Annotated in this window: 24 protein-coding genes; 13 read left to right on the top strand and 11 right to left on the bottom strand. The window is 76.1% G+C overall.

All coding sequences use genetic code 11. The features are described 5' to 3' along the window. Positions 1-19: 19 nt before the first annotated feature. From AS188_RS01680 to AS188_RS01665, 4 genes are read right to left on the bottom strand one after another with little or no spacing between them, the layout of a single operon-like run. Positions 20-1,087 carry a threonine aldolase family protein gene (locus AS188_RS01680; RefSeq protein WP_058857387.1) on the bottom strand — a complete coding sequence of 356 codons (1,068 nt, stop codon included), beginning with the start codon at positions 1,085-1,087 and terminating at the stop codon, positions 20-22. 46 nt (positions 1,088-1,133) lie between these two features. Further along, entirely contained in the window at positions 1,134-1,583 is a 450-nt protein-coding gene (locus AS188_RS01675; RefSeq protein WP_058857386.1) for a MarR family winged helix-turn-helix transcriptional regulator, read from the bottom strand. Continuing rightward, positions 1,580-2,380 (bottom strand): CE1759 family FMN reductase, encoded by an 801-nt coding sequence (locus tag AS188_RS01670; protein ID WP_236945024.1) that lies wholly within the window; start codon positions 2,378-2,380, stop codon positions 1,580-1,582. Before AS188_RS01670 ends, AS188_RS01675 begins: the two co-directional genes overlap by 4 nt. Then, a complete protein-coding gene (locus AS188_RS01665) occupies positions 2,377-3,540 on the bottom strand; it encodes an LLM class flavin-dependent oxidoreductase (protein WP_058857385.1) in 1,164 nt (387 codons plus the stop codon). Before AS188_RS01665 ends, AS188_RS01670 begins: the two co-directional genes overlap by 4 nt. Positions 3,541-3,671: 131 nt before the next feature. Here AS188_RS01665 and AS188_RS01660 point away from each other — a divergent pair, with 131 nt between their 5' ends. The 6 genes from AS188_RS01660 (at position 3,672) to AS188_RS01635 (ending at position 12,051) form a co-directional block, all read left to right on the top strand. Further along, entirely contained in the window at positions 3,672-4,085 is a 414-nt protein-coding gene (locus AS188_RS01660; RefSeq protein ID WP_058857384.1) for an NUDIX hydrolase, read from the top strand. 69 nt (positions 4,086-4,154) lie between these two features. After that, positions 4,155-4,628 carry a DUF2867 domain-containing protein gene (locus AS188_RS01655; RefSeq protein ID WP_058857383.1) on the top strand — a complete coding sequence of 158 codons (474 nt, stop codon included), beginning with the start codon at positions 4,155-4,157 and terminating at the stop codon, positions 4,626-4,628. Positions 4,629-4,793: 165 nt separating this feature from the next. Beyond that, entirely contained in the window at positions 4,794-8,318 is a 3,525-nt protein-coding gene (locus tag AS188_RS01650; protein WP_058857382.1) for a proline dehydrogenase family protein, read from the top strand. A gap of 45 nt (positions 8,319-8,363) precedes the next feature. Then, positions 8,364-10,229 (top strand): gamma-glutamyltransferase, encoded by a 1,866-nt coding sequence (gene ggt, locus AS188_RS01645; protein ID WP_058857381.1) that lies wholly within the window; start codon positions 8,364-8,366, stop codon positions 10,227-10,229. 53 nt (positions 10,230-10,282) lie between these two features. Beyond that, positions 10,283-10,936, top strand: a complete 654-nt coding sequence (locus AS188_RS01640) for a hypothetical protein (protein WP_058857380.1) — start codon at positions 10,283-10,285, stop codon at positions 10,934-10,936. Positions 10,937-11,001: 65 nt separating this feature from the next. Beyond that, entirely contained in the window at positions 11,002-12,051 is a 1,050-nt protein-coding gene (locus AS188_RS01635; protein ID WP_058857379.1) for an LLM class flavin-dependent oxidoreductase, read from the top strand. Positions 12,052-12,179: 128 nt separating this feature from the next. Here the strand turns inward: AS188_RS01635 and AS188_RS01630 are convergent, their stop codons facing one another. Beyond that, entirely contained in the window at positions 12,180-12,764 is a 585-nt protein-coding gene (locus AS188_RS01630) for a cysteine hydrolase family protein (RefSeq protein WP_058857378.1), read from the bottom strand. Positions 12,765-12,949: 185 nt separating this feature from the next. Between AS188_RS01630 and AS188_RS01625 the strand changes: the two genes are divergently transcribed. Further along, on the top strand, positions 12,950-13,453 hold the full coding sequence (locus AS188_RS01625; protein ID WP_058857377.1) for a phosphoribosyltransferase: 504 nt from the start codon (positions 12,950-12,952) through the stop codon (positions 13,451-13,453). A 12-nt stretch (positions 13,454-13,465) separates the two neighbouring features. Here AS188_RS01625 and AS188_RS01620 read toward each other — a convergent pair whose 3' ends face one another. Next, on the bottom strand, positions 13,466-13,945 hold the full coding sequence (locus AS188_RS01620) for a hypothetical protein (protein WP_058857376.1): 480 nt from the start codon (positions 13,943-13,945) through the stop codon (positions 13,466-13,468). 200 nt (positions 13,946-14,145) lie between these two features. Between AS188_RS01620 and ppc the strand changes: the two genes are divergently transcribed. Then, the gene (gene ppc / locus AS188_RS01615; RefSeq protein WP_058857375.1) at positions 14,146-16,920 is read left to right on the top strand and encodes a phosphoenolpyruvate carboxylase; all 2,775 of its coding nucleotides are present in this window, start codon (positions 14,146-14,148) and stop codon (positions 16,918-16,920) included. 30 nt (positions 16,921-16,950) lie between these two features. Here the strand turns inward: ppc and AS188_RS01610 are convergent, their stop codons facing one another. The 5 genes from AS188_RS01610 to AS188_RS01590 form a co-directional block, all read right to left on the bottom strand. Then, positions 16,951-17,961 carry a pirin family protein gene (locus AS188_RS01610; RefSeq protein WP_058857374.1) on the bottom strand — a complete coding sequence of 337 codons (1,011 nt, stop codon included), beginning with the start codon at positions 17,959-17,961 and terminating at the stop codon, positions 16,951-16,953. A 109-nt stretch (positions 17,962-18,070) separates the two neighbouring features. Beyond that, positions 18,071-18,568 (bottom strand): hypothetical protein, encoded by a 498-nt coding sequence (locus AS188_RS01605; RefSeq protein ID WP_058857373.1) that lies wholly within the window; start codon positions 18,566-18,568, stop codon positions 18,071-18,073. Between the two features lie 88 nt (positions 18,569-18,656). Continuing rightward, positions 18,657-19,811, bottom strand: a complete 1,155-nt coding sequence (locus tag AS188_RS01600; RefSeq protein ID WP_058857372.1) for an acetate/propionate family kinase — start codon at positions 19,809-19,811, stop codon at positions 18,657-18,659. Between the two features lie 31 nt (positions 19,812-19,842). After that, positions 19,843-21,936 carry a phosphate acetyltransferase gene (gene pta / locus AS188_RS01595; protein WP_058857371.1) on the bottom strand — a complete coding sequence of 698 codons (2,094 nt, stop codon included), beginning with the start codon at positions 21,934-21,936 and terminating at the stop codon, positions 19,843-19,845. 132 nt (positions 21,937-22,068) lie between these two features. Next, positions 22,069-22,326 carry a metal-sensitive transcriptional regulator gene (locus tag AS188_RS01590; protein ID WP_058857370.1) on the bottom strand — a complete coding sequence of 86 codons (258 nt, stop codon included), beginning with the start codon at positions 22,324-22,326 and terminating at the stop codon, positions 22,069-22,071. A 123-nt stretch (positions 22,327-22,449) separates the two neighbouring features. On the opposite strand from AS188_RS01590, the gene AS188_RS01585 reads away from it, so the two are divergent. The 5 genes from AS188_RS01585 to AS188_RS01565 all read left to right on the top strand — a co-directional run bounded on the left by AS188_RS01585 (position 22,450) and on the right by AS188_RS01565 (position 25,797). Continuing rightward, on the top strand, positions 22,450-23,019 hold the full coding sequence (locus tag AS188_RS01585) for a rhodanese-like domain-containing protein (RefSeq protein ID WP_058857369.1): 570 nt from the start codon (positions 22,450-22,452) through the stop codon (positions 23,017-23,019). 117 nt (positions 23,020-23,136) lie between these two features. Next, positions 23,137-23,454: a thiamine-binding protein gene (locus AS188_RS01580; RefSeq protein ID WP_058857368.1), complete on the top strand. Its 318-nt coding sequence runs from the start codon at positions 23,137-23,139 to the stop codon at positions 23,452-23,454. 188 nt (positions 23,455-23,642) lie between these two features. Continuing rightward, positions 23,643-23,993 (top strand): GNAT family N-acetyltransferase, encoded by a 351-nt coding sequence (locus AS188_RS17070; protein ID WP_058857367.1) that lies wholly within the window; start codon positions 23,643-23,645, stop codon positions 23,991-23,993. Further along, on the top strand, positions 23,990-24,907 hold the full coding sequence (locus tag AS188_RS01570; RefSeq protein ID WP_058857366.1) for a spermidine synthase: 918 nt from the start codon (positions 23,990-23,992) through the stop codon (positions 24,905-24,907). Before AS188_RS17070 ends, AS188_RS01570 begins: the two co-directional genes overlap by 4 nt. Beyond that, a complete protein-coding gene (locus tag AS188_RS01565; RefSeq protein ID WP_058857365.1) occupies positions 24,904-25,797 on the top strand; it encodes a macrolide 2'-phosphotransferase in 894 nt (297 codons plus the stop codon). Before AS188_RS01570 ends, AS188_RS01565 begins: the two co-directional genes overlap by 4 nt. The last annotated feature ends 36 nt before the right edge of the window (positions 25,798-25,833 follow it).

Genomic DNA, 25,833 nt, shown 5'->3' with positions numbered 1-25,833 from the left:
GTCGCCGGGAGGCGGCGGGTCAGGGGGCGGTGGCGGCGTCCTCGCGCAGGGCCGCCACGAACGCGTCGACGTCCTCGGCGGCCGTGTCCCACGAGCACATCAGCCGGACCTCCCCGGTGGTCCCGTCCCACACGTGGAACGGCCACCGCCGCTGCAGCCGCTCGGCCGACCCGGCGGGCAGCACCGCGAACACGGCGTTGGCCTCGACCGCCTGGGTGATCCGGACGCCGGGCACGGCGGCGAGGCCGTCGGCGAGCCGGCGGGCAGCGGCATTGGCGTGCGCCGCGGACTCCCGCCACAGCTCGCCCTCGTGCAGGGCGAGCAGCTGGGCGGAGACGAAGCGCATCTTCGAGGCCAGCTGGGCCGAGAGCTTGCGCACGAACCGCGGCTGCCGCACGGCCGCGGGGTCGAGCACCACGACCGCCTCCGCGCCCAGGGCACCGTTCTTCGTCCCGCCCCAGGAGACGACGTCGACGCCGGCGTCGGTGGTCAGCGCCCGCAGCGGCACCCCCAGGGCCGCGGCGGCGTTGGCCAGCCGGGCCCCGTCGAGGTGGACGCTCAGCCCGAGCCCGTGGGCGTGCTCGCACAGCGCCCGCAGCTGGTCGGGGGTGTAGAGGGTGCCGAGCTCCGTCGACTGCGAGACCGTGATCGCCCGCGGCTGGGCGTGGTGCTCGACGCCGAAGCCGTGGGCCCGGCGGTCCACGAGCTCGGGGGTCAGCTTCCCGTCGGAGCTGGGCACCGGCAGCAGCTTCACCCCGGCGAGCTTCTCGGGGGCCCCGCACTCGTCCACGTCGACGTGGGCGGAGTCCGTGCACACCACCGCGTCCCAGCGGTCGGTCATGGCCGCGAGGGCGACGACGTTGGCCCCCGTCCCGTTGAAGACCGGGTGGCACTCGGCCTGCGCGCCGAAGTGGCGGCGGGCCACGTCCTGGAGCGCCTCGGTGTACGGGTCCGCGCCGTAGGCGCCCACGTGCCCGCCGTTGGCGGCGGCGAGGGCCTCGAGCACGGCCGGGTGGACCCCGGCGTGGTTGTCGCTGCCGAAGCCGCGGCGCGCGGGGTCGTGGCGGGTCAGGGGGCTGGAGGTCACGGGGTCCCTTTCCGGTGGCGGGGCGGCCGGGTGCCGCGTCCGCACTCTACTGCCCGAGCCGGTGCGCCAGCCGCTCCATGACCGCCCGCAGCCGCTCGGCGTCGTCGTCGTGGAGGGTGGAGAGGAACAGCTCCTCGACGTCGCGGGCGTGGGCCGGGCGCAGGCGCCGGAAGGCGCGCAGGCCCTCGTCGGTGAGCTCGGCCTCCAGGCCGCGCCCGTCCTCGGTGCAGCGCCGGCGGCGGACCCAGCCGCGCCTCTCGAGCACGCCGATCTGGTAGCTCAGCCGGCTGGGCGAGAAGACCAGGCGCTGGGCCAGCTCGCCCATCCGCAGCCGGTGGCCGGGGGCCTCGCGCAGCAGCAGGAGCACCTGGTAGTCCATCAGCGAGCAGCCGTGCTCCTTGAGCCGGGCCTCGATCTCGGTGGTCAGCCGGGCCGAGGTCTCGAAGAACAGCCGCCAGACCTCCCAGGGGTGCCCGCCGTCCGCCGGGGCGCTCACCGGGTCGTCCCGGCCAGCAGGTCGGCGAAGGCGGGCACCGCGGTCCCGTCGTACACGGGCCCGGAGGGGGCGGTCGCGCGACGGGCGGGGGCGGCCGGCGCGGGCCCGCGGTCCGCGCCGGGGGTGCCGGCGGCACCGTCCGTCCCGGCAGGTCCGGACCCGCCGGCGGCGGCATCCGTGCCGGCGGGCCCGGGTCCGCCCGCCGCCCCGCCCGCGCCGGAGGCCCCGGGTGCGCCCTGCGCCGCGGGGGCGAGGTGGCGGGCCAGCTGGGCGCCCGCCCGCCGGATGCGGGCCTCGAGCTCCGGGCCGGCCCAGTCCTCGGTGGCCGCGTACACCCCCACGGGCAGCACGAGCGCCCGCAGGTGGGTGAACAGGGGGCGCAGGGCGGTGTCGAGCACCAGGGAGTGCCGGGCGCTGCCGCCGGTCGCGGCCACGAGCACGGGCACGTCCTCGAGCACGTCCGCGCCGATGAGGTCGGCGAAGGACTTGAACAGCCCCGAGTAGGAGGCCTGGTACGTGGGCGTGGCCGCGACCACGGCGTCCGCGCGGTCCAGCGCCGCGAGGGCCTGCGCGAGCTGCGGGCCGGGGAACCCGGTGAGCAGGTGGTCGGCGATCGCGTGCGCCAGCGGGCGCAGCTCGATGCGCTCGACCCGCACCGGCACGGGGGCCAGGGCCTCGCGGACCGCCCCGGTCAGCCGGTCGGCCAGCAGCGAGGTCGAGGACGCGTCGGACATTCCCGCGGAGACGACCGCCAGGGTGAGCGGGCGGGGCGCGCCCGTCGTCGTCGGGGTGCTCACCGGCGGGCCTCCTCCGGGGACCGCGCGGCGCGGGCGCGCCCGGCGGGGGAGTCGTCGGCGCCGCCGGGCACCGGGTCCTGGCCGGCGCGGTGGCGGGCCACCAGCGAGGCGTGGGTCGGGGCCTCGGGCACGTGCGCGGGCTTCAGCGCGGCGAACTCCTTGCGCAGCACCGGCACGACCTCCTCGCCCAGCAGGTCGATCTGCTCCAGCACGGTCTTCAGCGGCAGCCCGGCGTGGTCGATGAGGAAGAGCTGGCGCTGGTAGTCCCCGGCGTAGTCGCGGAAGCCGAGGGTCTTCTCGACCACCTGCTCGGGGGTGCCCACGGTCAGCGGCGTCTGGGCCGTGAAGTCCTCCAGGGAGGGCCCGTGGCCGTAGACCGGGGCGTTGTCGAAGTAGGGGCGGAACTCCCGCACGGCGTCCTGGGAGCGCCGGCGCATGAACACCTGCCCGCCCAGGCCCACGATCGCCTGGTCGGCCGAGCCGTGGCCGTAGTGCTCGTAGCGGGTGCGGTAGAACTCCACCATCCGCTGCGTGTGCTCGGCGGGCCAGAAGATGTTGTTGTGGAAGAACCCGTCGCCGTAGTAGGCGGCCTGCTCGGGGATCTCCGGGGAGCGGATCGAGCCGTGCCACACGAACGGCGCCACGCCGTCGAGCGGGCGCGGGGTCGCGGTGAAGCCCTGGAGCGCGGTGCGGAACCGGCCCTGCCAGTCGACCACGTCCTCCCGCCACAGCCGGTGCAGCAGGTGGTAGTGCTCGACCGCGAGCGGGATGCCCTGGCGGATGTCCTGGCCGAACCAGGGGTAGACGGGACCGGTGTTGCCGCGGCCCATGGTGAGGTCCACCCGGCCCCCGGTCAGGTGCTGGAGGTAGGCGTAGTCCTCGGCGATGCGCACGGGATCGGTCGTGGTGATCAGCGTGGTCGCCGTGGACAGCCGGATCCGCTCGGTCTGCGCCGCGATGCTCGCCAGCAGGATCGGCGGGTTCGCCGGGGCCACGAACGGCGGGTTGTGGTGCTGGCCCGTGGCGAAGACGTCGAGGCCGACCTCCTCGGCCTTCTTCGCGATCTCGACGGTGGCCATGATCCGCTCGTGCTCGGTGGGGGTGCGCCCCGTGGTGGGGTCCGGGGTGACGTCCCCGATGGTGAAGATGCCGAACTGCATGCCGTCCTCCTGGTCGGTCGCGGGACCCGCGCGGGCGCCGCCCAGGTCTTTCAAATTTGAACTACCTGGGGAACGCGGGTCCCCGCCGGTTTGTTCCCGGCCCGCCCCCCCGCCCCGGTAGGGTGCGCCTCATGCGCACCGTGCGGGCCGCCGCGGCCGTCGTCCTCGACGAGCGGGGCCGGCTGCTGCTCGTGCAGCGGGGCCGGGCGCCCCAGCGCGGCCGGTGGACCCTGCCCGGCGGCGCGCTGGAGCCCGGGGAGACCGTGGCGGGCGCCGCCGCGCGCGAGGTCCTCGAGGAGACCGGGCTGCGGGTGCGGGTCCGCCGGGAGCTCGGCACGGTGCGGGTGCCCGCCGGGGAGGACCTCGTCTACGAGGTGCACGACGTCGAGGCCGTGGCCTGCGGCGGGACCCTGCGGGCCGGCGACGACGCCGCCGCGGTGCGCTGGGCCTCCCCCGGAGAGCTGGCCGGGCTTCCCACGACCGACGGGCTGATCGGGCACCTCGTGCGCTTCGGCGTGCTGCCCCCCGAGCCCGCCGGCGGCTGAGGCCGGCATCCCCGGACCGGTTGCGCGATCCGCGCCCCGTCGTCGTCCCGGCCGTGCTTCCATGGACCCATGGCACGCGAACGGGGCTTCTACGTCGACACCGTCGAGCGCACGAGCACGGCCGGACCCGACGCGCTGTGGGCCGCCGTCGAGGGCCTCGGCGGCGAGCGCGGCTGGCACGGCACCGACCGCCTGTGGTTCCTGCGGGCCCTGCCCAACCGGGCGTCCCTGCCGCCCTCCCGGCTGCGCCACCGCGAGGACCCGGACCGCCTCGCCGAGGGCCGGCGCCTGGACTGGTGGACGGTCGAGGCTCTCGAGCGGGGCCGGCACCTGCGGCTGCGCTCCCTGGTCCGGATGCCCGGGGAGGCCTGGCTGGACATCGCCCTGCTCCCGGGCCCCGGCGGCACCGTGCGCTACCGCCAGACCACCGTCTTCCGGCCCGCCGGGCCCGCCGGGCACCTCTACTGGTACGCGATGCTCGTCCCGCACCGGGCCGTGCTCGGGCGCCTGGCCGACGACGTCCTGCGCGCCGCCGCCGGCTGAGCGCCCCGCCCGCCGGGGCGGACGGGATCCGGGCGGGCCGGTCCCTTCCGCAGCGGCCCGCCCCGCCGTAGCGTGGTGGCACCGGCCGACGCGCCCGGCGGCAACCGGCCGGGAGCCGGGGGAGTGCCCCGGCGACCGAGGCCGGGCGGAGCCCAGGAGCGTGCCATGCCTGCCGATGCCCCGGACCCGACCGACGACCTCGGCGTGCTCGCCGACGACGCCGTGGCCCTCGTGCGCACCTGGCTCGAGCGGGCCCGCCGCGGGCGCCGCCACCGGGATGCCGCCGCCGACCGGCTCGCGACCGTCCTGCAGGACCCCCACGGCCTGGAGTTCACCGTGGGCTTCGTCGACCGCGTGGTGCGCACCGAGGACGAGCGGGCCGCCGCCGCGGCCCTGCACGCCCTGGCCCCGATCGTGCCCCGGACGATGCCGCGCGCCGACCGCGCCCAGCTGCGCGCCGGCGCGGCCCTGGCCCCGACCGCCCCGCAGGTGGTCGTGCCCGCCGCCCGGGCGCGCCTGCGCCGGCTCGTGGGGCACATGATCGTCGACGCCCGGCCCGGGCCCTTCGGCCGGGCCGTGCGGCAGCTGCGGGCCCAGGGCCACCGGCTCAACATCAACCTGCTCGGCGAGGAGGTGCTCGGGGCCCAGGAGGCGGACAAGCACCTCGCCGACGCCGCGGCGCTGCTCGAGCGCGAGGACGTCGACTACGTCTCGATCAAGGTCTCCTCGGTGGTCCCGCAGCTCTCCCACTGGGGCTTCGAGGAGACCGTGGCGCAGGTCGTCGACCGGCTGCTGCCCCTCTACCGCGCCGCGGCCGCCGCCCCCGCCGGCACGACGTTCCTCAACCTCGACATGGAGGTCTACTCCGACCTGCACCTGACCACCGAGGTCTTCACCCGGCTGCTGGAGCACCCCGAGCTGCGCGGGCTGGAGGCCGGGATCGTGGTCCAGGCCTACCTGCCGGACGCGCTCGGGGTCCTCCAGCGGCTCTCCGCGTGGTCGGCGCGGCGGGTCGCCGACGGCGGGGCCGGGATCAAGGTGCGGCTGGTCAAGGGCGCGAACCTGCCCATGGAGCGCGTGGACGCCGAGCTGCACGGCTGGCCCCTGGCCGCGTGGGGGTCCAAGCAGGAGACCGACACCAACTACAAGCGCGTGCTGGCCTGGCTCTTCGAGCCCGAGCGGATGCGCGGGCTGCGCCTGGGGGTCGCCGGGCACAACCTGTTCGACATCGCCTTCGCCCACCTGCTGGCCCGGCGCCGCGGCGTCACGGAGCGGATCGAGTTCGAGATGCTCCAGGGCATGGCCGTGGAGCAGGCCCGGGCCGTCAGCGCCGACGTGGGGCAGCTGCTGCTCTACGTCCCGGCCGTGCGCCCGGCGGAGTTCGACGTCGCCGTCTCCTACCTCGTGCGCCGGCTCGAGGAGAACGCCTCGCCCGAGAACTTCATGTCCGGGATCTTCGCCCTCGCCCCGGACAACGAGGTCTTCCGCCGCGAGGAGACCCGCTTCCGCGCCGCCCTCGAGGCCCTCGCCGACGACGACGGCGCCGTCCCGGCCCCCGCCCGCACCCAGGACCGCGGCGCGCACGGCGCCGGCTCGGCCCACGTGCCGCTGACGGAGCCGTTCCGCAACGAGCCCGACACCGACGTCTCCCTGCCCGCGAACCAGACCTGGGCCCGGGGGATCGGGGCCCGCATCGCCGACCGCGCCTGGTACGGGGCGCTGCCCGTCCCCGAGCCGTTCGGCCCCGGCGACGTCGACCGGGTCGTCGCCACCGGCCGGGCCGCCGCCGAGGGCTGGCGCGCCCGCGGGGCGCGGGAGCGGGCGGAGATCCTCAACCGGGCGGCCGACGTGCTGGCCGCCCGCCGCGCGCACCTGCTCGCCGTCGCCGGGGCCGAGGCCGGCAAGACCCTCGACCAGTCCGACCCCGAGGTCTCCGAGGCGGTCGACTTCTGCCGCTGGTACGCCCGCCGCGCCCTCGAGCTCGAGGACGTCGACGGCGCCCGGTTCGTCCCCGACACGCTGGTGCTCGTCACCCCGCCGTGGAACTTCCCGCTGGCCATCCCCACCGGCTCCACCGTGGCGGCCCTGGCCGCGGGCGCCGCCGTGCTGCACAAGCCCGCCCCGGAGACCCGGCGCTGCTCGACCGCCGTGGTCGAGGCCCTGTGGGCGGCCGGCGTGCCGCGGGACGTGCTCCAGCTCGTCGACTCCGTCGAGGGGGAGACCGGCCGGGCGCTGGTGGCCCACGAGGGCGTGGACCGGGTCGTGCTGACCGGTGCCTACGAGACCGCCCGGCTGTTCAGCGGCTGGCGGCACGGGCGCGGCCTCACGGCGGAGACCTCCGGGAAGAACGCCCTGGTGATCACCCCCAGCGCCGACCGGGACCGGGCCGTGGAGGACCTCGTCGCCAGCGCCTTCGGCCACGCCGGGCAGAAGTGCTCGGCGGCGTCCCTGGGCATCCTCGTGGGCAGCGTGGCCCGCTCCGAGCGCTTCCGCCGCCAGCTGCTCGACGCCGCCTCCTCCCTGGTCGTCGACCGGCCCCAGAACCTGCAGGCCACCGTCGGGCCGGTCGTGGGCGAGCCGGGGGAGAAGCTGCACCGGGCCCTGACCCGGCTCGAGCCGGGGGAGGAGTGGCTGCTGGAGCCGCGCCCGCTCGACGACACCGGGCGGCTGTGGCGGCCCGGGATCCGCACCGGGGTCGCCCCCGGCTCCTTCTTCCACCGCACCGAGTGCTTCGGGCCCGTGCTCGGGCTGATGAGCGCCGAGGACCTGCCCGAGGCCCTCGAGCTGCAGAACGCCGTGGACTACGGGCTCACCGCCGGGCTGCACTCCCTGGACCCCGACGAGATCAGCACCTGGGTCGAGCTCGTGCAGGCCGGCAACCTCTACGTCAACCGGGGCACCACCGGGGCGATCGTGCGCCGCCAGCCCTTCGGCGGCTGGAAGCGCTCCGCCGTGGGCCCGGGCACCAAGGCGGGCGGACCCCACTACCTCGCCGGCCTCGGCACCTGGGAGAAGGCGCCCTTCGCGACCGGCGGCACCGGCGCCCGGCTCGACCCCGAGCTCGCCGCCCACCTCGAGGCCCTCGCACCGCTGCTGCCCGAGCCCGACGCCGCGTGGCTGCGCGCCTGCGCCGAGCACGACCAGAGCTGGTGGGAGCTCGAGTTCGGCAGGGCCCACGACCCCAGCGGGCTGGCGTGCGAGGCCAACGTGCTGCGCTACCGCCCGCGCGACGTCGTCGTGCGCGCCGCCGAGGACGCCCCGCTCACGGACGTGGCCCGGGTCGGGCTGGCCGCGGTGCGCTCGGGCTCCCGGGTGGTGCTCGCCCCCGCCGCGGAGGTCCCCGCCCCGGTGCGCGAGCTCTTCCGCGCGATGCTCGACCCCTGCGCCGACGAGGCCTTCGCCCACGTCGCCGCCGACTGGGCCGAGTCCGGCACCGCCGGGCGGATCCGCGTGGTCGGCACGGCCCCCGGGCTCGCCGCGGCCCTCGCCGGGAACCCGGAGACGGCCGTGCTCGCCGGGCCCGTCGTCGGCGCCTCCCGGGTCGAGCTGCTGCACCTGCTCGCCGAGCAGTCCGTCTCCGTCACGACCCACCGCTTCGGCAACCCCTCCCGGGACGCCCAGACGGTCGTGCGCCGCCTGCTCGGGGGCGCCGCCCCGGCCGACGCGGGCGCGCAACGGTCGGACTTCTAGCCGTTCGTCCTGGTCAGGGCCCCGCCCCGGTGCCAGCATGAGCCCATGCGCGCCTCCTCGAGAACCTTCGCCCTCGGACTGGCCGGGGCGCTCGCCCTGCCCGGCACCGTCCTCGCCGGCCCCGCGGCCGCCCACGAGCGCCCGCCGCACGAGCACCCCGGGCACGCCCGGGGCGGCGGCCCGCCCACGGCCGAGCCGCCCAAGGTCCCGCAGATGAGCGGGCGCGGCGGGGCGGTCTCCTCCGTGGACCCCGTGGCCAGCCGCGTCGGCATCGACGTCCTCGAGCGCGGCGGCAACGCCGCGGACGCCGCCGTGGCGATGGCCGCGACCCTCGGGGTGACCGAGCCCTACTCCGCGGGCATCGGCGGCGGCGGCTTCTTCGTCCACTACGACGCCCGCACCGGGGAGGTCCGCACGATCGACGGCCGCGAGACCGCCCCGGCGACCTACGACGAGGACGAGTTCCTCGGCGCGGACGGCGAGCCCCTCGACTTCGACACCGTGGTGAACTCCGGCAAGTCCGTGGGCGTGCCCGGCACCCTGGCCACCTGGGAGGCCGCGGCCGAGGAGTTCGGCACGATGGAGCTGGGCCGGCTGCTGCACCCCGCCGAGCGGATCGCCCAGCGCGGGTTCGCCGTCGACGCCAACTTCGCCGAGCAGACCGCGGCCAACGCCGAGCGCTTCGCGCAGTTCCCCGAGACCGCCGAGACCTTCCTCGTCGACGGGCAGGCCCCCGAGGTCGGCACCGTCTTCCGCAACCCCGACCTCGCCCGCACCTACCGGACCATCCGTCAGCAGGGCACGGAGGCCTTCTACGAGGGCGGCATCGCGGAGGCGATCGTGGCCGAGACCCGCACCCCGACCACCGCCGAGGGCGTGGAGGTGCTGCAGGGCGAGCTCACCCTCGAGGACGTCGCCTCCTACGAGGCGCTGTTCGGCGAGCCCACCCGCAGCGAGTACCGGGGCCTGGAGGTCTACGGCATGGGGGTGCCCAGCTCCGGCGGCACCACCGTGGCCGAGACCCTGAACCTGCTCGAGGCCTACGACGAGCGCACCGGGGAGACCCTGTCCGAGGTCCCCGAGGAGCAGTACCTGCACCGCTTCGCCGAGGCCACGGCCACCGCCTTCGCCGACCGCAACCGGTGGGTCGGCGACGTCGCGGACGTGCCCGTCGCCGAGCTCACCGGCCAGGCCTTCGCCGACGAGCGCGCCTGCGGCTTCGACCCCGCGGCCGCCCGGCCGCGCCCGGTCCCGTTCGGGCAGCCCGACGGCGACTACGCCGCGTGCGGGGCCGCCGCGCCCGCCCAGGAGGCCGTGGCCGGCGGGGTGTCGACCACGCACCTGAACGTCGCCGACCGCTGGGGCAACGTGGTCGCCTACACCCTGACCATCGAGCAGACCGGCGGGTCGGGGATCACGGTGCCGGGCCACGGGTTCCTGCTCAACAACGAGCTCACCGACTTCGAGTTCGCCCCGATCACCGAGGGCGTGCCCCACCCGAACCTGCCCGGCCCCGGCAAGCGGCCGCGCTCGTCGATGAGCCCCACCGTCGTGCTGCGCGACGGCGAGCCGTGGCTGGCCGTGGGCACCCCGGGCGGGGCCACGATCATCACCACGGTCGCCCAGATCGTCACGGGCCACGTCGACCGCGGGCTGCCGCTCGTCGACGCCATCGCCGCCCCGCGGCTGAGCTCCCGCAACGGGGAGACCGCCGGCGCCGACCTCGGCCTCGCCGGCTCGTCCCTCGGCGCGCAGCTGGGCGGGCTCGGCCACGAGCTCGAGGACGTGCGCTGGATCGGCAACGCCTCGGCGATCCGCATCCTCGGCGACGGCCGCTTCGAGGCCGCCGCCGAGACGGAGCGCGGCCACGGCGGCTCCGCCATGGTGGTGCGCCCCGACCGGTCCCGCTGAAGCGGCCTACCCTGGGCAGGTCACCCGCCGCGCCACCGCCCAGGAGGAAGCCCGTGCTCTTCAGCCACGTCCCCGACCCGGAGCCGGTCCCCGGCCCGGCCGACACCGCCGCGGGCGACCCGGCCCTGGACGCCCGGTGGCGGGCCGCCACGACCGGGTGGCGCTCGCGCTCGGTCGACCGGGACGAGCAGCGCACCTGGGCGTGGGTGCGCCACGGCTGGGAGGCCCTGCTCGAGCCGGGGGACGGGTCCGGGCGGGCCGCGGACGTGCTGCTCGTGGCGGCCCTGCTCGCCGTGCAGCAGCGCTTCCTCGCCGTCGGCACGGAGGACCCCGACACCGTCGAGCTGCCCGACCCGCGCGAGGACGGCGCGCCGCTGGAGGACGCCGAGCTGCTCGCCGTCCTCGGCGAGCACTGGGAGCTGGACCCCGCCGAGGCCGAGCAGGACCCCGAGGGCTTCGCGCGGCTGGTCGGCGGCTTCCTCCAGGACCACCTGGCGGAGCGCTCGGACGAGGTCCTCGGGGCGCTCGTGGAGCGGTGGGGGGCCACGACGGTGTTCGCGCAGCTGTGGAGCCTCGGCCGCCCGGGCGAGGTCGAGGCCGACCCGGACCGCCCGGCCTTCCCGCTGTCCACCGACGAGATCGCCTGGATCGTCAGCGGCGTCCCCGCCCCCGAGAAGCACCTCGCGTGGGAGTGGGTGAACCGCTGAGCCCGGAATACGCGGCACCCCCTCCCGGTTCTGTGGACAGTTCAACAAAATCTGGAGGAGGACCCATGGAGCTCGGGCTCAACACGTTCGGCGACATCTACCCCGGCCCCGACGGCCGGATGCTCAGCGCCGCCCAGGTGATCCGCAACGTCGTGGCCGAGGCCGAGCTGGCGGACCGGGTGGGCCTGGACTTCTTCGGCATCGGTGAGCACCACCGCGAGGACTTCGCGGTCTCCAGCCCCGAGACCGTCCTGGCCGGCATCGCCACCCGCACCGAGCGGATCCGCCTGGGCTCGGCCGTGACGGTGCTCAGCTCCGACGACCCCGTGCGCGTCTACCAGCGCTTCGCCACGGTCGACGCCCTCTCCTCGGGCCGGGCCGAGGTGATCCTCGGCCGCGGCTCCTTCACCGAGTCCTTCCCGCTGTTCGGCCTGCCGCTGTCCCAGTACGGGGAGCTGTTCGAGGAGAAGCTCGCGCTGTTCGACGTGCTGCGCGCCGAGGGCCCGGTCCACTGGGAGGGCCGGCTGCGGGCCCCCATCCAGGGCCTGCAGGTCCATCCCAGGACGGAGTCGGGCTCGCTGCCGGCGTGGATCGCGGTGGGCGGCTCGCCGGAGTCCGTGGTCCGGGCGGCCCGCTACGGGCTGCCCGTGATCTTCGCGATCATCGGCGGGCGGCCCGCGGCGTTCCGGCCGTTCGCCGACTACTACCGCCGGGCCCTGGAGCACTTCGGGAAGGGCCCCCAGCCGGTGGCCTTCCACTCCCCGGGCCACGTCGCCGAGACCGACGAGCAGGCCCGCGAGGAGTTCTTCCCGGCCCAGGCCCACACGCACGGGCGGATCGGCCGCGAGCGCGGCTGGGGCCCGCTCACCCGCGCGGAGTTCGACGCCATGTGCGGGCCCGAGGGCGCCTACTTCGTGGGCTCCCCCGAGACGGTGGCCCGCAAGATCGTGGCCTCGACGACGGCGCTGGGCGCCTCCCGCTTCGACCTCAAGTACGCCGCCGGCACGCTGGAGCACGCGCGGATGACCCGCAGCATCGAGCTCTACGGCACGGAGGTCCGCCGCTACGTGGAGGACATGCTCGCCGACCTGCCGGAGGGCGCGGCCACGGCCTGACCCTTCCCGCAACTCCCCACCTGCCGCGAGGGGCGGCGTCCGGCGGCTCCGCGAGGGGCATACCCGCCGGACGCCGCCCCTCGCGCCCTGGGAGGAGCCCGGGGAGGGGCCGGGGTCCGGGCAGGCGTTCAGGCGGAGCCGCCGCGCAGCCGCGCCACCGCCTCCTCCTGGTCCAGGAGCTCCTGGCGCAGCTCGTCCTCGAGGAAGGCCAGCAGCGCCCGGGAGAGCTCGGCGTTCTCGGAGGCGACCGCCTCGCGGGCCACGGCGCCGCGGAAGTCGTGGGCGAAGGCGTCGATCGCGGTCTGGGCCACGCAGCTGTGCGTCGAGACGCCGCAGACGACCACCCGCTCCGCCCCGAGGTTGCGCAGCCGCGCGGCGAGGTCGGTGTTGAAGAAGGCGCTGTCGCGGGTCTTCACGAGCCCGACACCGTCCTCGGTGTCGAGCCCGGCCACGTACTCGGCCTGCTCGGTGCCGGGGAAGGCGAAGCCCTGGTCGTCGTCGTGCATGCTCACGGTCCAGGTCGAGCGGTCGCGCTCGTGCTGGGTGCGGACGAGCAGGATCGGGTTGTCCCCGGCCCGGGCCGCGCGAACGAGCTCGTTGACCTTCGCGGTCACGGGCTCGCGCTGCTCCTCGAGCTCGGGGAAGTCGAAGTAGGAGTTCTGCATGTCCACGACGAGCAGGGCCGTGCGGCCCCCGGGGTGGCGCGGGCTCATGGTGCTCCTTCCGGCGCGGTGCCCGCGGGCGCCGCGCGGTGCGGGTCGGTGCGGATTCCGGGCGGGGGACCGCCCGTTTCGCCCAGCATACTGATGACCTGCGCGGACGGCAGAGCGGCCGGCCCGCCGGACGCACCCCGGCCGGGCGCACGGGGCCGGGGCGCCGCTCGGGTAGCGTGTGCGCCATGGCTTATCACGCGGACGCAGCGGAGCTCGAGGGCAAGGAGGTCCTGACCTGGGCGGGCTTCGGGGAGGCGACCCAGGAGCTGGCCCGCACGGTGGTGGACAGCGGCTTCGTGCCGGACATCATCATCGCGGTCGCCCGCGGCGGCCTCCTGCCGGCCGGGGCGCTGTCCTACGCGATGGGCGTGAAGCTCTCGGACGCGATCAACGTGGAGTTCTACACCGACGTCCACCAGACCCTGCCCGACCCGGTGCTGCTGGCCCCCATGCTGGACACCGAGTCGATCGCGGGCCGGAAGCTGCTCGTGGTCGACGACGTCGCCGACTCCGGGCGCACCCTCGCCCTGGTGCTCGAGCTGCTGCGCGGCTTCGGCGCCGAGGCGCGCTCCGCGGTGATCTACGCCAAGCCGCGCTCGGTGGTCGAGCCCGACTTCGTGTGGCGGGCCACCGACGAGTGGATCGTCTTCCCCTGGTCCGCGGCCCCGCCGCTCACCGCCGGGGCCTGACCCGGACAGCGCTCAGCGCAGCACCGCGCGCACCGCGGGGCGGCCGGCGACCACCAGCCACACGGTGTTGACGCCCACGAGCGCCAGCGTCAGCAGCCCCGGCAGCAGGCGCCCCGAGAGCAGGTGGACGAGCAGGTCCACGACGTCGCCCAGGACCGCCAGCGCGCACAGGACGATCCCCAGCACCCACCCCCACTGCCGCCGCTCGCGCAGCGGGAGGTACACCAGGGCGTAGAGCGCCGCCGTCAGCAGCAGCCCGTAGGCGAGCACGGCCAGCCCCAGCGGTGTCGTCGGGCCGGCGATCCCGGCCCCCGGCAGGGGACCGGGCACGGGCCCCGGGCCCGTCCAGGCCTCGACCACCCCGGTGAGCACGGTGACGGCCATGGACACGAGGGTCAGGCGCAGCAGCGGCCGCAGCGCGGCCGGCACGGGCGCCCCGCCGCGGGGTCCGCCCGGCGTCCCGCCGGGGACGCGGCCCGGGTGGTGGGTCATCGCGCACACCTCCTGCGCCGAACCTACCGCGCCCGCCCGCCCGGTGGTACGGGTCGCGGGCCCCGCCCGGCGCGCCCGGCCACGCCGGGCCTGGGAGCGAGCCGGGGCGGGCCGGTAGGGTGAGCCAGGACACCGACGGCGCGTCCGCCCGGCGGTCGTGCCCGGAACCGGCCCGACCGAGCAGGCAGGAGCGCCCGCCCATGACCGAGCACGACCGTCCCGTCCCCCACCGCATCGACGCCCCGCTGCGCGCCGACGTCCGGCGGATCACCACGCTGCTGGGGGAGACCCTGGTGCGCCAGCGCGGGCCCGAGCTGCTCGAGCTCGTCGAGCAGGTGCGCGGGCTCACCAAGGAGGCCAAGGCCTCCGGCGACGACGACGCCGCCCGCCGCGCCCGCGAGCTGCTGGGCTCCCTCCCGCTGGAGCGGGCGACCGACCTCGTGCGGGCCTTCGCCCACTACTTCCACCTGGCCAACGCGGCCGAGCAGGTCCACCGGGTGCGGCTGCTCGGCGCCCGCCCCGAGGCGCAGGCGTGGCTGGCCGCGGCCGTGGCCGACGTCGCCGGGGAGGCCGGCCCGGACGGGCTGCGCACCGCCGTGGAGCGCCTCGACGTGCGCCCGGTGTTCACCGCCCACCCCACCGAGGCCTCCCGCCGGTCGGTGCTCACGAAGATCCGCCACCTCTCCGACCTGCTGGCCGAGGACACCGCCGAGGGCACCGCGGCCCGCCGCCGCCAGGACCGGCGCCTCGCGGAGCTCGTCGAGCTGCTGTGGCAGACCGACGAGCTGCGCCGGTCCCGGCCCACCCCGCTCGACGAGGCCCGCAACGCCCTGTACTACCTGCGGGAGGTGCTCTCCGGGACGGTGCCGGGGCTGCTGGCCGACCTCGAGGACCTGCTCGGGGAGCACGAGGTGGCCCTGCCCGCGGGACCGCCGCTGCGCTTCGGCTCCTGGATCGGCGGCGACCGCGACGGCAACCCCAACGTCACCCCGGCCATCACCCGCGAGGTGCTCCGCCTGCAGGGCCAGGCCGCCGTCGACACCGCCCTGGGCTTCCTCGAGCTGCTCGTCTCCCGGCTGTCCTCCTCGACCGCGATCGTGGCCGTGGAGCAGGAGCTGCTGGACTCCGTGGCCGAGGACGTTGCCCACCTGCCGGGCCTGGACGCCCGCGTGCTCGAGCTCAACGCCCAGGAGCCCTACCGGCTCAAGCTCACCTGCATCAAGGCCAAGCTGCTCAACACCCGCCGCCGCTTCGCGGAGGAGACCGCCCACGAGCCCGGCCGCGACTACCGCAGCACCGGGCAGCTGCTCGCCGACCTCGACGTGGTCGCCCGGTCCCTGCGCGCGCACGCGGGCGAGCGGGCGGCCGGCGGGGCGCTCGCGGCGGCCGCGCGCACGATCGCCGGATCGGGGCTGGTCCTGGCCTCCCTCGACGTGCGCGAGCACGCCGACGCCCACCACGAGGCCGTCGGGCAGCTGCTGGACCGCCTCGGCGAGCACGACCGGCCCTACGCGCAGCTGGACCGCGCCGGCCGCACCCGGGTGCTGGCCGCCGAGCTGGCCGGGCGCCGGCCGCTGGCCCCGCCGGGACTGGCCACCGGGACGGTGCAGCTCGAGGGGGACGCGGACCGCACCTTCGCCGTCTTCCGCGAGATCGGCCGGGCCCAGGCGGTCTACGGCGAGGAGGCCGTGGAGACCTACATCGTGTCGATGACCCGCGGCGCGGACGACATCCTCGCCCCCGTGGTCCTCGCCCGCGAGGCCGGGCTCGTGGACCTCACGGGGGAGCGGCCCCGGGCGGGCCTGGGCTTCGCCCCGCTGCTGGAGACCGTCCACGAGCTGCGCCGCTCGGCCGAGGTGATCGACGAGCTGCTCTCCGACCCCGCCTACCGTGAGGTCGTGCGCGCCCGCGGGGACCTGCAGGAGGTCATGCTCGGCTACTCCGACTCCAACAAGGAGTCCGGGGTGATGACCAGCCGGTGGGAGATCCACCGCACCGAGCGCCGGCTGCGCGACGTCGCCGCCCGGCACGGGGTGCGGCTGCGGCTCTTCCACGGCCGCGGCGGGTCCGTGGGCCGCGGCGGCGGCCCCACCCACGACGCGATCCTCGCCCAGCCCGGCGGAGTGCTCGACGGTGAGATCCGCTTCACCGAGCAGGGCGAGGTGATCAGCGACAAGTACTCCCTGCCGGCCCTGGCCCGGGAGAACCTCGAGCTGTCCCTGGCCGCCGTGCTGCGCGCGACCGCCCTGCACCAGGGCCCGCGCTCCTCCGAGGCCGAGCTCGAGCGGTGGGGGCAGGTGATGGACGTGGTCAGCGACGCCGCCTTCGCCGCCTACCGCGGGCTGATCGAGGACCCCGACCTGCCCGAGTACTTCGTGACCGCGACCCCCGTGGAGCAGCTGGGGGCGCTGAACATCGGTTCCCGGCCCTCGAAGCGCCCGTCGTCGGACGCGGGGATCGAGGGGCTGCGCGCCATCCCGTGGGTCTTCGGCTGGACCCAGTCGCGCCAGATCGTCCCCGGCTGGTTCGGCGTGGGCTCCGGGCTGCGCGCCGCCCGGGAGGCCGGGATGGCACAGGACCTCGCGGCGATGCTCGAGCGCTGGCACTTCTTCGCCTCACTGGTCTCCAACGTGGAGATGACCGTGGCCAAGACGGACCTCGGGATCGCCGCCCAGTACGTCTCCGCGCTCGTGCCCGAGCGGCTGCACCACGTCTTCGACACCGTCCGGGCGGAGTTCGCCCTGACCTGCGAGGAGCTCGCCCGGCTCACCGGCCAGGCCGAGCCGCTGGACGACAACCCGGTCCTGCAGCAGACCCTCGCGGTGCGCGACCAGTACCTCGACCCGATCTCCCACCTGCAGGTCGAGCTGCTGCGCCGGCTCCGGGAGGCCGGCGGCGAGCCGGACGAGCAGCTGCAGCGGGCGATGCTCATCACCATCAACGGCATCGCCGCGGGCCTGCGCAACACCGGCTGAGGCGCGCCGGGAGGACCCGTCCCGCGGGGCTCAGCCGCGCGGGCGCAGCTGGACGCCCGGCAGGGCCGGGGCCGGCAGCGGGGCGGGCTGCCCGTCCGGGTAGGGCCCGAAGCGGGGGTGGGGCGCGCCGTCGTCGCAGCTGCCGCCGGGCGGGGGTCCGGCGGGCTCGGCACCGATCTCGGCCTGCCAGGCCGCCCGGTAGGAGGCGACCTCCTCGTGGGTGCGGCCGATGAAGTTCCACCACATGACGATCTGCTCGCCCAGCGGCTCCCCGCCGATCAGCAGGGCCCGCACCGGTTCCTCGCCGGCCTCGAGCACCACGGACCCGTACCCGGGCGGCAGGTAGGCGAGGTGGTCGCCCGGCACCGGTGCGCCCTCGAGGCTCAGCCGTCCCGCGTCGAGCAGGATCCCGTGCTCGCAGGCCGGGTCCAGGTCCAGGACCAGCCGGGCGCCGGGCCGCAGGTCGAGCTGGGCGGCGAGCAGGGGCGGGGTGTGCGTGACCACCGGGGAGACGGACCCGGCCAGCGCGCCGATGAACACCCGCAGCACGGCCCCGTCCAGGGTCACCGGCTCGGGGGTGTGGTGCTCGAAGCCGGGCGGCAGGTGCCGGGTCGCCTCGGGCAGGGCGTACCACAGCTGCACCCCGTGGAGGAGGTCGGTGTCGGGGGTGGAGAACTCCTGGTGGGAGATCCCGCGCCCGGCGATCATGAGGTTGACCTCCCCGGGGCGCACCTCCGCGGCGTGGCCCGCGGAGTCGAGGTGGGAGATCCCGCCGGTGAACAGCAGGCTCACCGTGGCCAGGCCCGTGTGCGGGTGGCGGGCCACGCGCATGCCCCCCGAGTCGGCCACGGGGTCGGGCCCGTAGTGGTCGACGAAGCACCAGGCGCCGATCAGCGACCGCTCCCGCTGAGGCAGGGTCCGTCGCACGGTCATCGCCCGCGGCCCGCCCAGGGGCACGTCGCGCGGGGCCAGCAGGGCCGCCCCGGCGCCGAGGGCCTCGGTGCACACGATCTCCTGCGGGCGGGCCTCGAGGTTGGTCATCGCGGTGCTCCTGAACTCCGTCGGGGTCGGCGCACGGTCGTGCGGTCCCGGACCCAGCAGACACCCGGGCGGAGGGCCCGTCAAGGCGCGGGGCAGGCCCGGGGCCCGCTCAGTGCCCGCGCCCGGCGTGCGGGTCCTGGTCCTGGAAGTGCCGCAGCCCGGGGAGGACCCGGGCGGAGAGCGGCCCGTCGAGGACCACGGCAAGGATGCGCAGCGGGACCTCGGCGAGATAGGCGGCGATCAGCCGGTGGTTGGAGTCCAGGACGATGAACTCGTCGCCGGCCCGGTAGGCCGGCAGGGCCATCACGACCGGCTCGTCCTTCTCGTCGGTGAACTGCTCGCGCATGCGCTCGATCTTCGCCCGGCGGTCCTCGGGCCAGTCGTGCACGGCGGCCTCGCAGACCTGCAGGGGCTTGTTCTGCGGCTCCGACCACTCGCCGGGGTTGCCCTCGGGGTCCACGTGCCACACCGTCCAGAGCTCGCCCACGTCCTCGCGCTCGGTGATCACGCGGTCCTCCACGGAGGCGTTGTCCTCGCCGACGGCGTCCCAGTCCATCCAGGTGCGCACGCTCTCGCCGAACAGGGTCTTGAATCCGGAGACGTCCATGCACCTTACTTCAGCATACTTATCATCGGTGCGCCAGCGCCCCGGTGCGACGGGCGGGCGGAGCCCCACCCACCAGCGGCGGGGGAGCTCAGCCCGCCGCGGTCCCGGCGACCAGCTCGGCGGTCGCGGCGGCGATGGCCTGCTCCTCGTCGGTGGGCACCACGAGCACCTCGAGCCCGGAGCCGGGGGCCGAGATCCGCCGGGTCCCGCGGGAGCGGGCCGCGTTGGCGTCGTCGTCGAGCACGACGCCGAGGGCGCCCAGCCGCCCGCAGACCCGGGCCCGGAACGCCGCGGCGTTCTCGCCGATCCCGGCGGTGAACACGAGCGCCCGGGCCCCGCCGACGGCCACGTGGTAGCCGCCCACGTACTTCGCCAGCCGGTGGGCGGCCATCTCGAGCGCCAGCTCGGCGCGCTCGTCCCCGCGGTCGGCGGCCTCCTGGACCGTGCGCATGTCGTGGTGGCCGGCGATGGCCCTGAGCCCGGAGGCCGTGTTGAGCAGCCCGTCGAGGGCCTCGGGGGTCATCGACGGGTCCCGGCGCAGCACGGAGGTGACCACGGAGGGGTCGAGGTCGCCGGTGCGGGTGCCCATCACGAGCCCGGCCAGCGGGGTGTAGCCCATCGAGGTGTCGTAGGAGCGCCCGCCGCGCACGGCGGTGACCGAGGCGCCGTTGCCCAGGTGGGCGACCACGGCGTGGAAGTCCTCCCGCGGCACGCCCAGGAACTGCGCGGCCCGCCCGGTGACCCAGTCGTGGGAGGTGCCGTGGAAGCCGTAGCGGCGGATCCCCCAGCGCTCGTAGAACTCCTCCGGCACCGCGTAGCGCCACACGTGCTCGGGCATGCTGCGGTGGAACGCGGTGTCGAAGACCGCGACCTGCGGCAGGTGCGGCCACGTGCGCAGCACGGCGCGCAGGCCCAGCACGGCGGCCGGGTTGTGCAGCGGGGCCAGCGGGGCCAGCCGCTCGATCTCCCGCACGATCTCGTGGGTGACGAGCACGGGCGCGGAGAAGCGCTCCCCGCCGTGCACCACGCGGTGCCCGGCGGCGTCGACCGTGCGCCCGCCCAGCTCCTCGTCGAGGCGCCGGGCGAGCAGCTCGAGGGCCTCGGTGTGGTCGCGCACCTGCGGGCCGCCGATGTTCTCCACCAGCCCGGAGGTGAGCACGGTACCGCCGTCCGTGCCGGCCGCGACCTCCCGGACCTGGTACTTCAGCGAGGACGAGCCGCAGTTGACGACGAGCACGAGCATGGCGGGAACTCCCTGGGTCGGTGGGGCGGGCTCAGGCGCTCTGGGCCTGGATCGCGGTGATCGCGACCGTGTTGACGATGTCGTCCACGGTGCAGCCGCGCGAGAGGTCGTTGACCGGCTTGCGCAGCCCCTGGAGCACCGGGCCCACGGCCACCGCGCCGGCGGACTGCTGGACCGCCTTGTAGGTGTTGTTGCCGGTGTTCAGGTCGGGGAAGACGAACACGGTCGCCTGCCCGGCCACGGCCGAGCCCGGCAGCTTGGAGGCGGCGATCGAGGCGTCCACCGCGGCGTCGTACTGGATGGGGCCCTCGACCTCGAAGTCCGGGCGCATCCCCCGCACGAGCCGGGTGGCCTCCCGCACCGTCTCGACGTCCGCCCCGGAGCCGGAGCCGCCGGTGGAGTAGGAGAGCATCGCGACCTTCGGCTCGACCCCGAACTGGCGGGCGGTGCGCGCCGAGGCGAGCGCGATGTCGGCGAGCTGGTGCGCGTCCGGGTTGGGGATCACGGCGCAGTCGCCGTAGACGAGCACCCGGTCCTCGAGGAGCATGAAGAACACCGAGGAGACGGTGCGCACGCCCTCGGCGGTCTTCACGAACTCCAGGGCCGGGCGGATGGTGTTGGCCGTGGTGTGGGCCGCGCCCGAGACCATGCCGTCCACGTCCCCGGTCTGCACCATCATCGTGCCGAAGTAGGAGCCGTCGAGCATCCGCTCGAGGGCGGTCTCCTTCGTGACGCCCTTGTGGGCGCGCAGGCGCACGTACTCGTCGGCGTAGCGGTGGCGCAGCCGCTCGTCCCGCTCGAAGTCGACGAGGTCGAGGCCCTCCTCGGCGAAGTCGAGGGCGATGCCCTCCGTCTGGCACAGCTGCGCGATGCGGCCGGGGTCGCCCAGGATCGTCAGGTCGCAGAAGTTGCGGCGGTGGATCATCTCGGCGGCGCGCAGGATGCGGGGGTCCTCGCCCTCGGGCAGCACGATGTTCTTCCGGTCCGCCCGCGCGGTCTCGACCAGCTCGTGCAGGAAGCGCAGCGGGGTCCGCCGGGCCGGGCGGGGCAGGTCGAGGCGGCTGACCAGCTCCTGGCCGTCCACGCGGCGGGCCCACTCGCCGAGCGCGGCGGCGACCTTGCGCGGGTGGGCGCCCGAGAGCGTGCCCCGGGTGCGGGAGACGGTGCGGGCCGCGGAGTAGGTGTCCAGCGGCGTGGTGAGCACCGGGAACGGCGCCGCCGCGGTGAGGTCCTGGATCCGGCCCTCGGTGCTGAACCCGCCCGTGAGCAGCATCCCGGAGGGCACCGGCAGGGCGGGGGAGAGGGCGGAGGCGAGGGAGGCGACGACGATGTCGGCGCGGTCGCCGGGGGTGATCACGAAGTCGCCGTCGGCCAGCTGGTCGAGGTAGTGCCCGACCGTCATCGCGGCGACCTTCACGCCCTTGACGTCGCGGTCCATCGAGACCTCGGCGGGGCCCGTGCCGAAGCCGTGCCGGTCCCGCAGCTCCGCGACCGTGGGGGCCGCGACCGCCGGGTTCTCCGGGATCGCATAGACGGGCAGCCCGCGCACGCCCCGGGCCGCCCGCGCGGCGATCTCCTCGGCCCACTCGGGGCGGGTGCGGTTGACGATCACGGCGAAGATGTCGCACCGGGCCTGGTAGAGCTCCGCCCGGGTGACCTCGACGGCGTTGAGCACGTCCGCCCGGGACTCGGCCTCGTCCGCGCCGACCACGGCGAGCACGGAGGCGCCCAGGTTGTTGGCCATCCGCGCGTTCATGTCGAACTCCGCCGTGGCGGCGTTGTGGGCGAGCAGGTCGGTGCCGTCGACCACGACCACGTCGCAGTGCGGGGCCATCTCGGCGTAGACGCTCACCGCCATCGCGTCGAGCTCGTCGTGGTCGCCGGCGGCCAGCAGCTCGCGGGTGCGGGCCAGGGAGAAGCCGCCCCGGCAGCGCTCGTCGGTCAGCCCGAAGCTGCGCTTCATCAGCTGGACCATCGGGTCCTCGGCCGGGGTCGCCCCGAGGTGGACGGGCCGGAAGTAGCCCAGCCGGTCGGTCTTGCGGAACAGCGAGTCGGCCAGGCCCAGCACGACCAGCGACTTGCCGGACTGGGGGGTCATCGCGCTGACGTAGATGCCTTGGGTCATGACGGGGCGTCCTCCGGGGCCGCGGGCGGGCTGGTGGCCCCAGTCTAGGGGTGGGCCCGGCCGCGGCCCCGGAGTGCGCCCGGGCGCAGCGCCCGGTGGAGGAACCCGGGCGGACGGCCCGGGCGGGGCCCCTCAGGCGAGGGAGAGGAACATCTTCTCCAGCTCGGCCTTGTCCAGGCTCGGGTCCTCCGAGCGCAGGCACTGGTCCAGGCCGGTGGCGATGATCGAGAAGCCGGCCTTGTCCAGGGCGCGGGAGACCGCCGAGAGCTGGGTGACGACCTCCTTGCACTCGCGGCCTTCCTCGAGCATGCGGATGACGGCCCCGAGCTGGCCCTGCGCGCGCTTGAGGCGGTTGAGGGTGGGGGTGAGGTCCTGGGGATCGAGTTGCATGGCGTGCTCCTGGGTGCGGGGTGGATCGGTGTCCATCATATACCCCCTAGGGGATCTTGCATACCCTAGGGGGTATGGTGCACACTGGTGGCACACCCACCGACGTCCGGAAGGAAACACCCTATGACCTCGAAGGTCTCGCCCGCCGAGCTGAAGTCCTGGATCGACTCCGGTGAGGAGGTCGCCGTCCTCGACGTGCGCTCCGCCGCCGAGTTCGCCGCCGAGCACATCGACGGCGCCTACCACGTCCCCGTCGACCTGGTCGCCGACCACGCGCAGGACATCGCCGCCGCCCTCGGCGGCAAGGTCGCGCTGATCTGCCGCTCCGGCGCCCGGGCCTCCCGCGCCCAGGAGAGCCTCTCCGCCGCGGGCACCGACAACGCCTACGTCGTCGACGGCACCGTCGACGACTTCGAGAAGGCCGGCGGCGCGGTCGTGCGCGGCTCCTCGACCTGGGCCATGGACCGCCAGGTGCGCATGGTCGCCGGCTCCCTCGTGGTGCTCGGCACCCTGGGCGGCACGCTCGTCTCCCCGAAGCTGCGCCTGGTCTCCGGCGGCGTCGGCGCCGGGCTCGCCTGGTCGGCGCTGTCGAACACCTGCGCGATGGCCAACGTGCTCTCGAAGATGCCCTGGAACCAGGGCGCGAAGGACCCGTCCAAGGACGCCGTCCTGGAGCAGCTCGCCGACAGGTGACGGGCCGGCCCCGCCCGCCGGCTCCCGGGAGGAGCCGGCGGGGCCGTGCGCCGTCACGGGGGCGCCCGCGCCCGCGGCGGGCTTCACCGCGGCCGGTCCGGGTGGGAGGATGGGCCCATGCTGGTTGCCTTCTCCGTCTCCCCGTCGGGCGGCTCGGACGAGTCCGGGTCCGTGCACGACGCCGTCGCCGCCGCCGTGCGCGTGGTCCGCGCGTCCGGACTGCCGAACCGCACCGACGCCATGTTCACCACGATCGAGGGCGAGTGGGACGAGGTGATGGACGTCGTGCGCCGGGCCACCGAGGCCGTGGGCGCCTACGGCCCGCGCGTGTCCCTCGTGCTCAAGGCCGACATCCGCCCGGGCCGCTCCGGCGAGCTCGAGGGCAAGGTCGAGCGGCTCGAGGCCGCGATCCAGCGGCAGGCGATCGAGTCCTGACCGCACCCCGCACCGCGGCGCGGATCCGTCCCGCCGGCACCGGCGACGCCGCCGCCTGGTCCGCGCTGCACCTGCGCTGCCTCGAGGAGACCTACCGACCCCTGTTCGGCGACGCCTTCGCCGACCGGCAGCTGGCCGAGGCCGCGCGCACCGCCGGCCACGACCGCGCCCTGCTCGCCGACGCGCGCGTGCGCGCGGCGCTCGCCGTCGACGACGACGGGGCGCCCGTCGGCCTCGCCGCCGCCGGGCCCGCCCCCGCGGCGTGGGAGGCCCGGGCCGGGGTTCCCCCGCCGCCGGCCGGCCGGCAGCTGTTCCTGCTCTACACGCTCGCCGCGACCCACGGCACCGGCCTCGGCGCCGCGCTGCTGGCCGCCGTCACGGACGCGGCCGCCACCTACCTGTGGATCATGGACGGCAACGCCCGCGCCGAGGCGTTCTACGCCAAGCACGGCTTCCGCGCCCTCGTCGGGTCCTTCCCCGCCGGCGGGCCGTGGACCGGGCAGCGGATGCACCGCATGCTCCGGGAGGGGCCCGCATGAGCCGCCGCTCCCGCGCGGCGGGACGGGCCGCGGGGCCGGCCGCCGGTCCCGCGGCGGGGACCTACCCGATCGACACCGGCACCGCCGAGCTCGTCCCCGACGAGTACGCCCCCGGCTCCTGGGTGCTGCACGTCAACGGCGTGCCCTCCTCCCACGTGGACCCCGAGCACCCCGAGCGGCTCGACTTCGAGTACATGCGCTGGATCGCCGCCCTGGCCGGGGCCCACGTGCGCGCCCACCTGGACCCGGCCCGTCTGCGCGTGCTGCACCTCGGCGGCGGCGCCTGCTCCCTGGCCCGCTGGTTCGCCCACGCCCACCCCACCGCGCGCCAGGTCGTCGTCGAGCTCGACGGCCGGCTCGCCGAGCTCGTGCGCCGGTGGTTCGACCTGCCCCGGGCCCCGCTGCTGCGGATCCGGGTGGGGGAGGCCCGCGAGGTCGTCGAGGCCCTCACCCCCGGCACCCGGGAGATCGTGGTGCGGGACGTGTTCGCCGGGGCCGAGACGCCCCGGCCCCTGACCACGGTCGAGTTCGCCCGGCACGTCGAGACGGTCCTCGCCCCCGGCGGGCTCTACCTGCTCAACTGCGGCGACACCCGCGACCTCGCCGGCGCCCGGGCCGAGCTCGCCGCGCTCGCCGAGGTCTTCGGCCACGTCGCCGCCGTGGCCGACCCCGCGATGCTCAAGGGCCGCCGCTACGGCAACGTCGTGCTCGCGGCCTCCCACGCCCCGCTGCCGGCCGAGGGATCGGCCGCGGCCGCGGCGCTGACCCGCGAGCTGCTCGGCGGCGCCGTGCCCGCCCAGTACAAGGACGGCGCCTGGGTGCGCGCCTTCACCGCCGGCGCCGCGTCCCGCCACGACCCCGCCCCGGGGGCCGGTCCCGCCCCCGGCGGCCGCGGCCCGGCAGAACGCCCGTGAGCGCCGCGCCCGGTGCCGGCGCGCTCCTCGCGCTCGCCGCCCGTCACGGCCTCGACCTCGACCCCGCCTCGCTGCGCGTCGAGGAGGCCGGGCTCGACTTCCGGGTCGTCCTCGCCGACGGGACCGACGGCCGGCGGTGGGTGCTGCGCATCCCCCGCCGCCCGGACGCGGCCGCCCGGGCGGCCGAGGAGCGGCGCGTGCTGGCGCACCTGCGCCCCCGCCTGCCCGTGCGGGTGCCCGACTGGCAGGTGGTCTCCCCGGAGCTGATCGCCTACCCGCTGCTGCCCGGCCGCCCCGGGCTGACCCTCGACGCCGCCGGCCGGCCGGTGTGGCACCTCGACCCCGCCTCCCCCGTGCACGCCCGGTCGCTGGGCGAGCTGGTCGCCGCCCTGCACGGGCTGGACCCGGCCGAGGCGGCGGCCGCCGGCGTGCCCGCGAGGACCCCCGAGCAGCTGCGCCGGCAGTGGGCGGAGGACCTCGAGCGGGTCCTGGACGAGTTCGCCGTGGCCCCCGCGCTCACCGCGCGGTGGCGGGCGTGGCTCGACGACGACGGGCTGTGGCCGCGCACCGCCGTCGTCACCCACGGGGAGCTCTACCCCGCCCACACGCTGCACGACGAGCAGGGCAGGATCCTCGGCGTGCTCGACTGGACGACCGCCGCCGTGGGCGACCCCGCGGTGGACCTCATGTACCAGCACCTCGTCGCCCCGCCGGAGGCCTTCGCCGCGACCGTGCGCCGCTACGAGGAGCGCTCCGGGCGCCACGAGCCCCGCCTCGCCGAGCGGTGCGCGGCCCTGCAGGCCACCGGGCCCCTGGCCTACGCCCTCTTCGCGCTGCGCACCGGGGAGGCCGGGCACCGGGCCACCGCCGCCGCCCAGCTCGGCCCCTGAGACGGGCGGCCCGCACCGCACGGCGCCGGGACGGTC

This window comes from Kocuria flava (genome assembly GCF_001482365.1).
GTDB lineage: Bacteria > Actinomycetota > Actinomycetes > Actinomycetales > Micrococcaceae > Kocuria > Kocuria flava.
Note: the sequence above shows the minus strand (reverse complement) of the source record. Positions and strands in the feature narration are given on the sequence as shown.

What these genes read in the sequence shown, in the direction of transcription:
- AS188_RS01620 (WP_058857376.1), bottom strand. Translation starts at nt 13,945, where the DNA reads ATGACCCACCACCCGGGCCGCGTCCCCGGCGGGACGCCGGGCGGACCC.
- AS188_RS01635 (WP_058857379.1), top strand. Translation starts at nt 11,002, where the DNA reads ATGGAGCTCGGGCTCAACACGTTCGGCGACATCTACCCCGGCCCCGAC.
- AS188_RS01655 (WP_058857383.1), top strand. Translation starts at nt 4,155, where the DNA reads ATGGCACGCGAACGGGGCTTCTACGTCGACACCGTCGAGCGCACGAGC.
- AS188_RS01605 (WP_058857373.1), bottom strand. Translation starts at nt 18,568, where the DNA reads ATGGACGTCTCCGGATTCAAGACCCTGTTCGGCGAGAGCGTGCGCACC.
- AS188_RS01570 (WP_058857366.1), top strand. Translation starts at nt 23,990, where the DNA reads ATGAGCCGCCGCTCCCGCGCGGCGGGACGGGCCGCGGGGCCGGCCGCC.
- AS188_RS01665 (WP_058857385.1), bottom strand. Translation starts at nt 3,540, where the DNA reads ATGCAGTTCGGCATCTTCACCATCGGGGACGTCACCCCGGACCCCACC.
- AS188_RS01650 (WP_058857382.1), top strand. Translation starts at nt 4,794, where the DNA reads ATGCCTGCCGATGCCCCGGACCCGACCGACGACCTCGGCGTGCTCGCC.
- AS188_RS01580 (WP_058857368.1), top strand. Translation starts at nt 23,137, where the DNA reads ATGCTGGTTGCCTTCTCCGTCTCCCCGTCGGGCGGCTCGGACGAGTCC.
- AS188_RS01630 (WP_058857378.1), bottom strand. Translation starts at nt 12,764, where the DNA reads ATGAGCCCGCGCCACCCCGGGGGCCGCACGGCCCTGCTCGTCGTGGAC.
- ggt (WP_058857381.1), top strand. Translation starts at nt 8,364, where the DNA reads ATGCGCGCCTCCTCGAGAACCTTCGCCCTCGGACTGGCCGGGGCGCTC.
- AS188_RS01585 (WP_058857369.1), top strand. Translation starts at nt 22,450, where the DNA reads ATGACCTCGAAGGTCTCGCCCGCCGAGCTGAAGTCCTGGATCGACTCC.
- AS188_RS01590 (WP_058857370.1), bottom strand. Translation starts at nt 22,326, where the DNA reads ATGCAACTCGATCCCCAGGACCTCACCCCCACCCTCAACCGCCTCAAG.
- pta (WP_058857371.1), bottom strand. Translation starts at nt 21,936, where the DNA reads ATGACCCAAGGCATCTACGTCAGCGCGATGACCCCCCAGTCCGGCAAG.
- AS188_RS01610 (WP_058857374.1), bottom strand. Translation starts at nt 17,961, where the DNA reads ATGACCAACCTCGAGGCCCGCCCGCAGGAGATCGTGTGCACCGAGGCC.
- AS188_RS01625 (WP_058857377.1), top strand. Translation starts at nt 12,950, where the DNA reads ATGGCTTATCACGCGGACGCAGCGGAGCTCGAGGGCAAGGAGGTCCTG.
- ppc (WP_058857375.1), top strand. Translation starts at nt 14,146, where the DNA reads ATGACCGAGCACGACCGTCCCGTCCCCCACCGCATCGACGCCCCGCTG.
- AS188_RS01660 (WP_058857384.1), top strand. Translation starts at nt 3,672, where the DNA reads ATGCGCACCGTGCGGGCCGCCGCGGCCGTCGTCCTCGACGAGCGGGGC.
- AS188_RS01600 (WP_058857372.1), bottom strand. Translation starts at nt 19,811, where the DNA reads ATGCTCGTGCTCGTCGTCAACTGCGGCTCGTCCTCGCTGAAGTACCAG.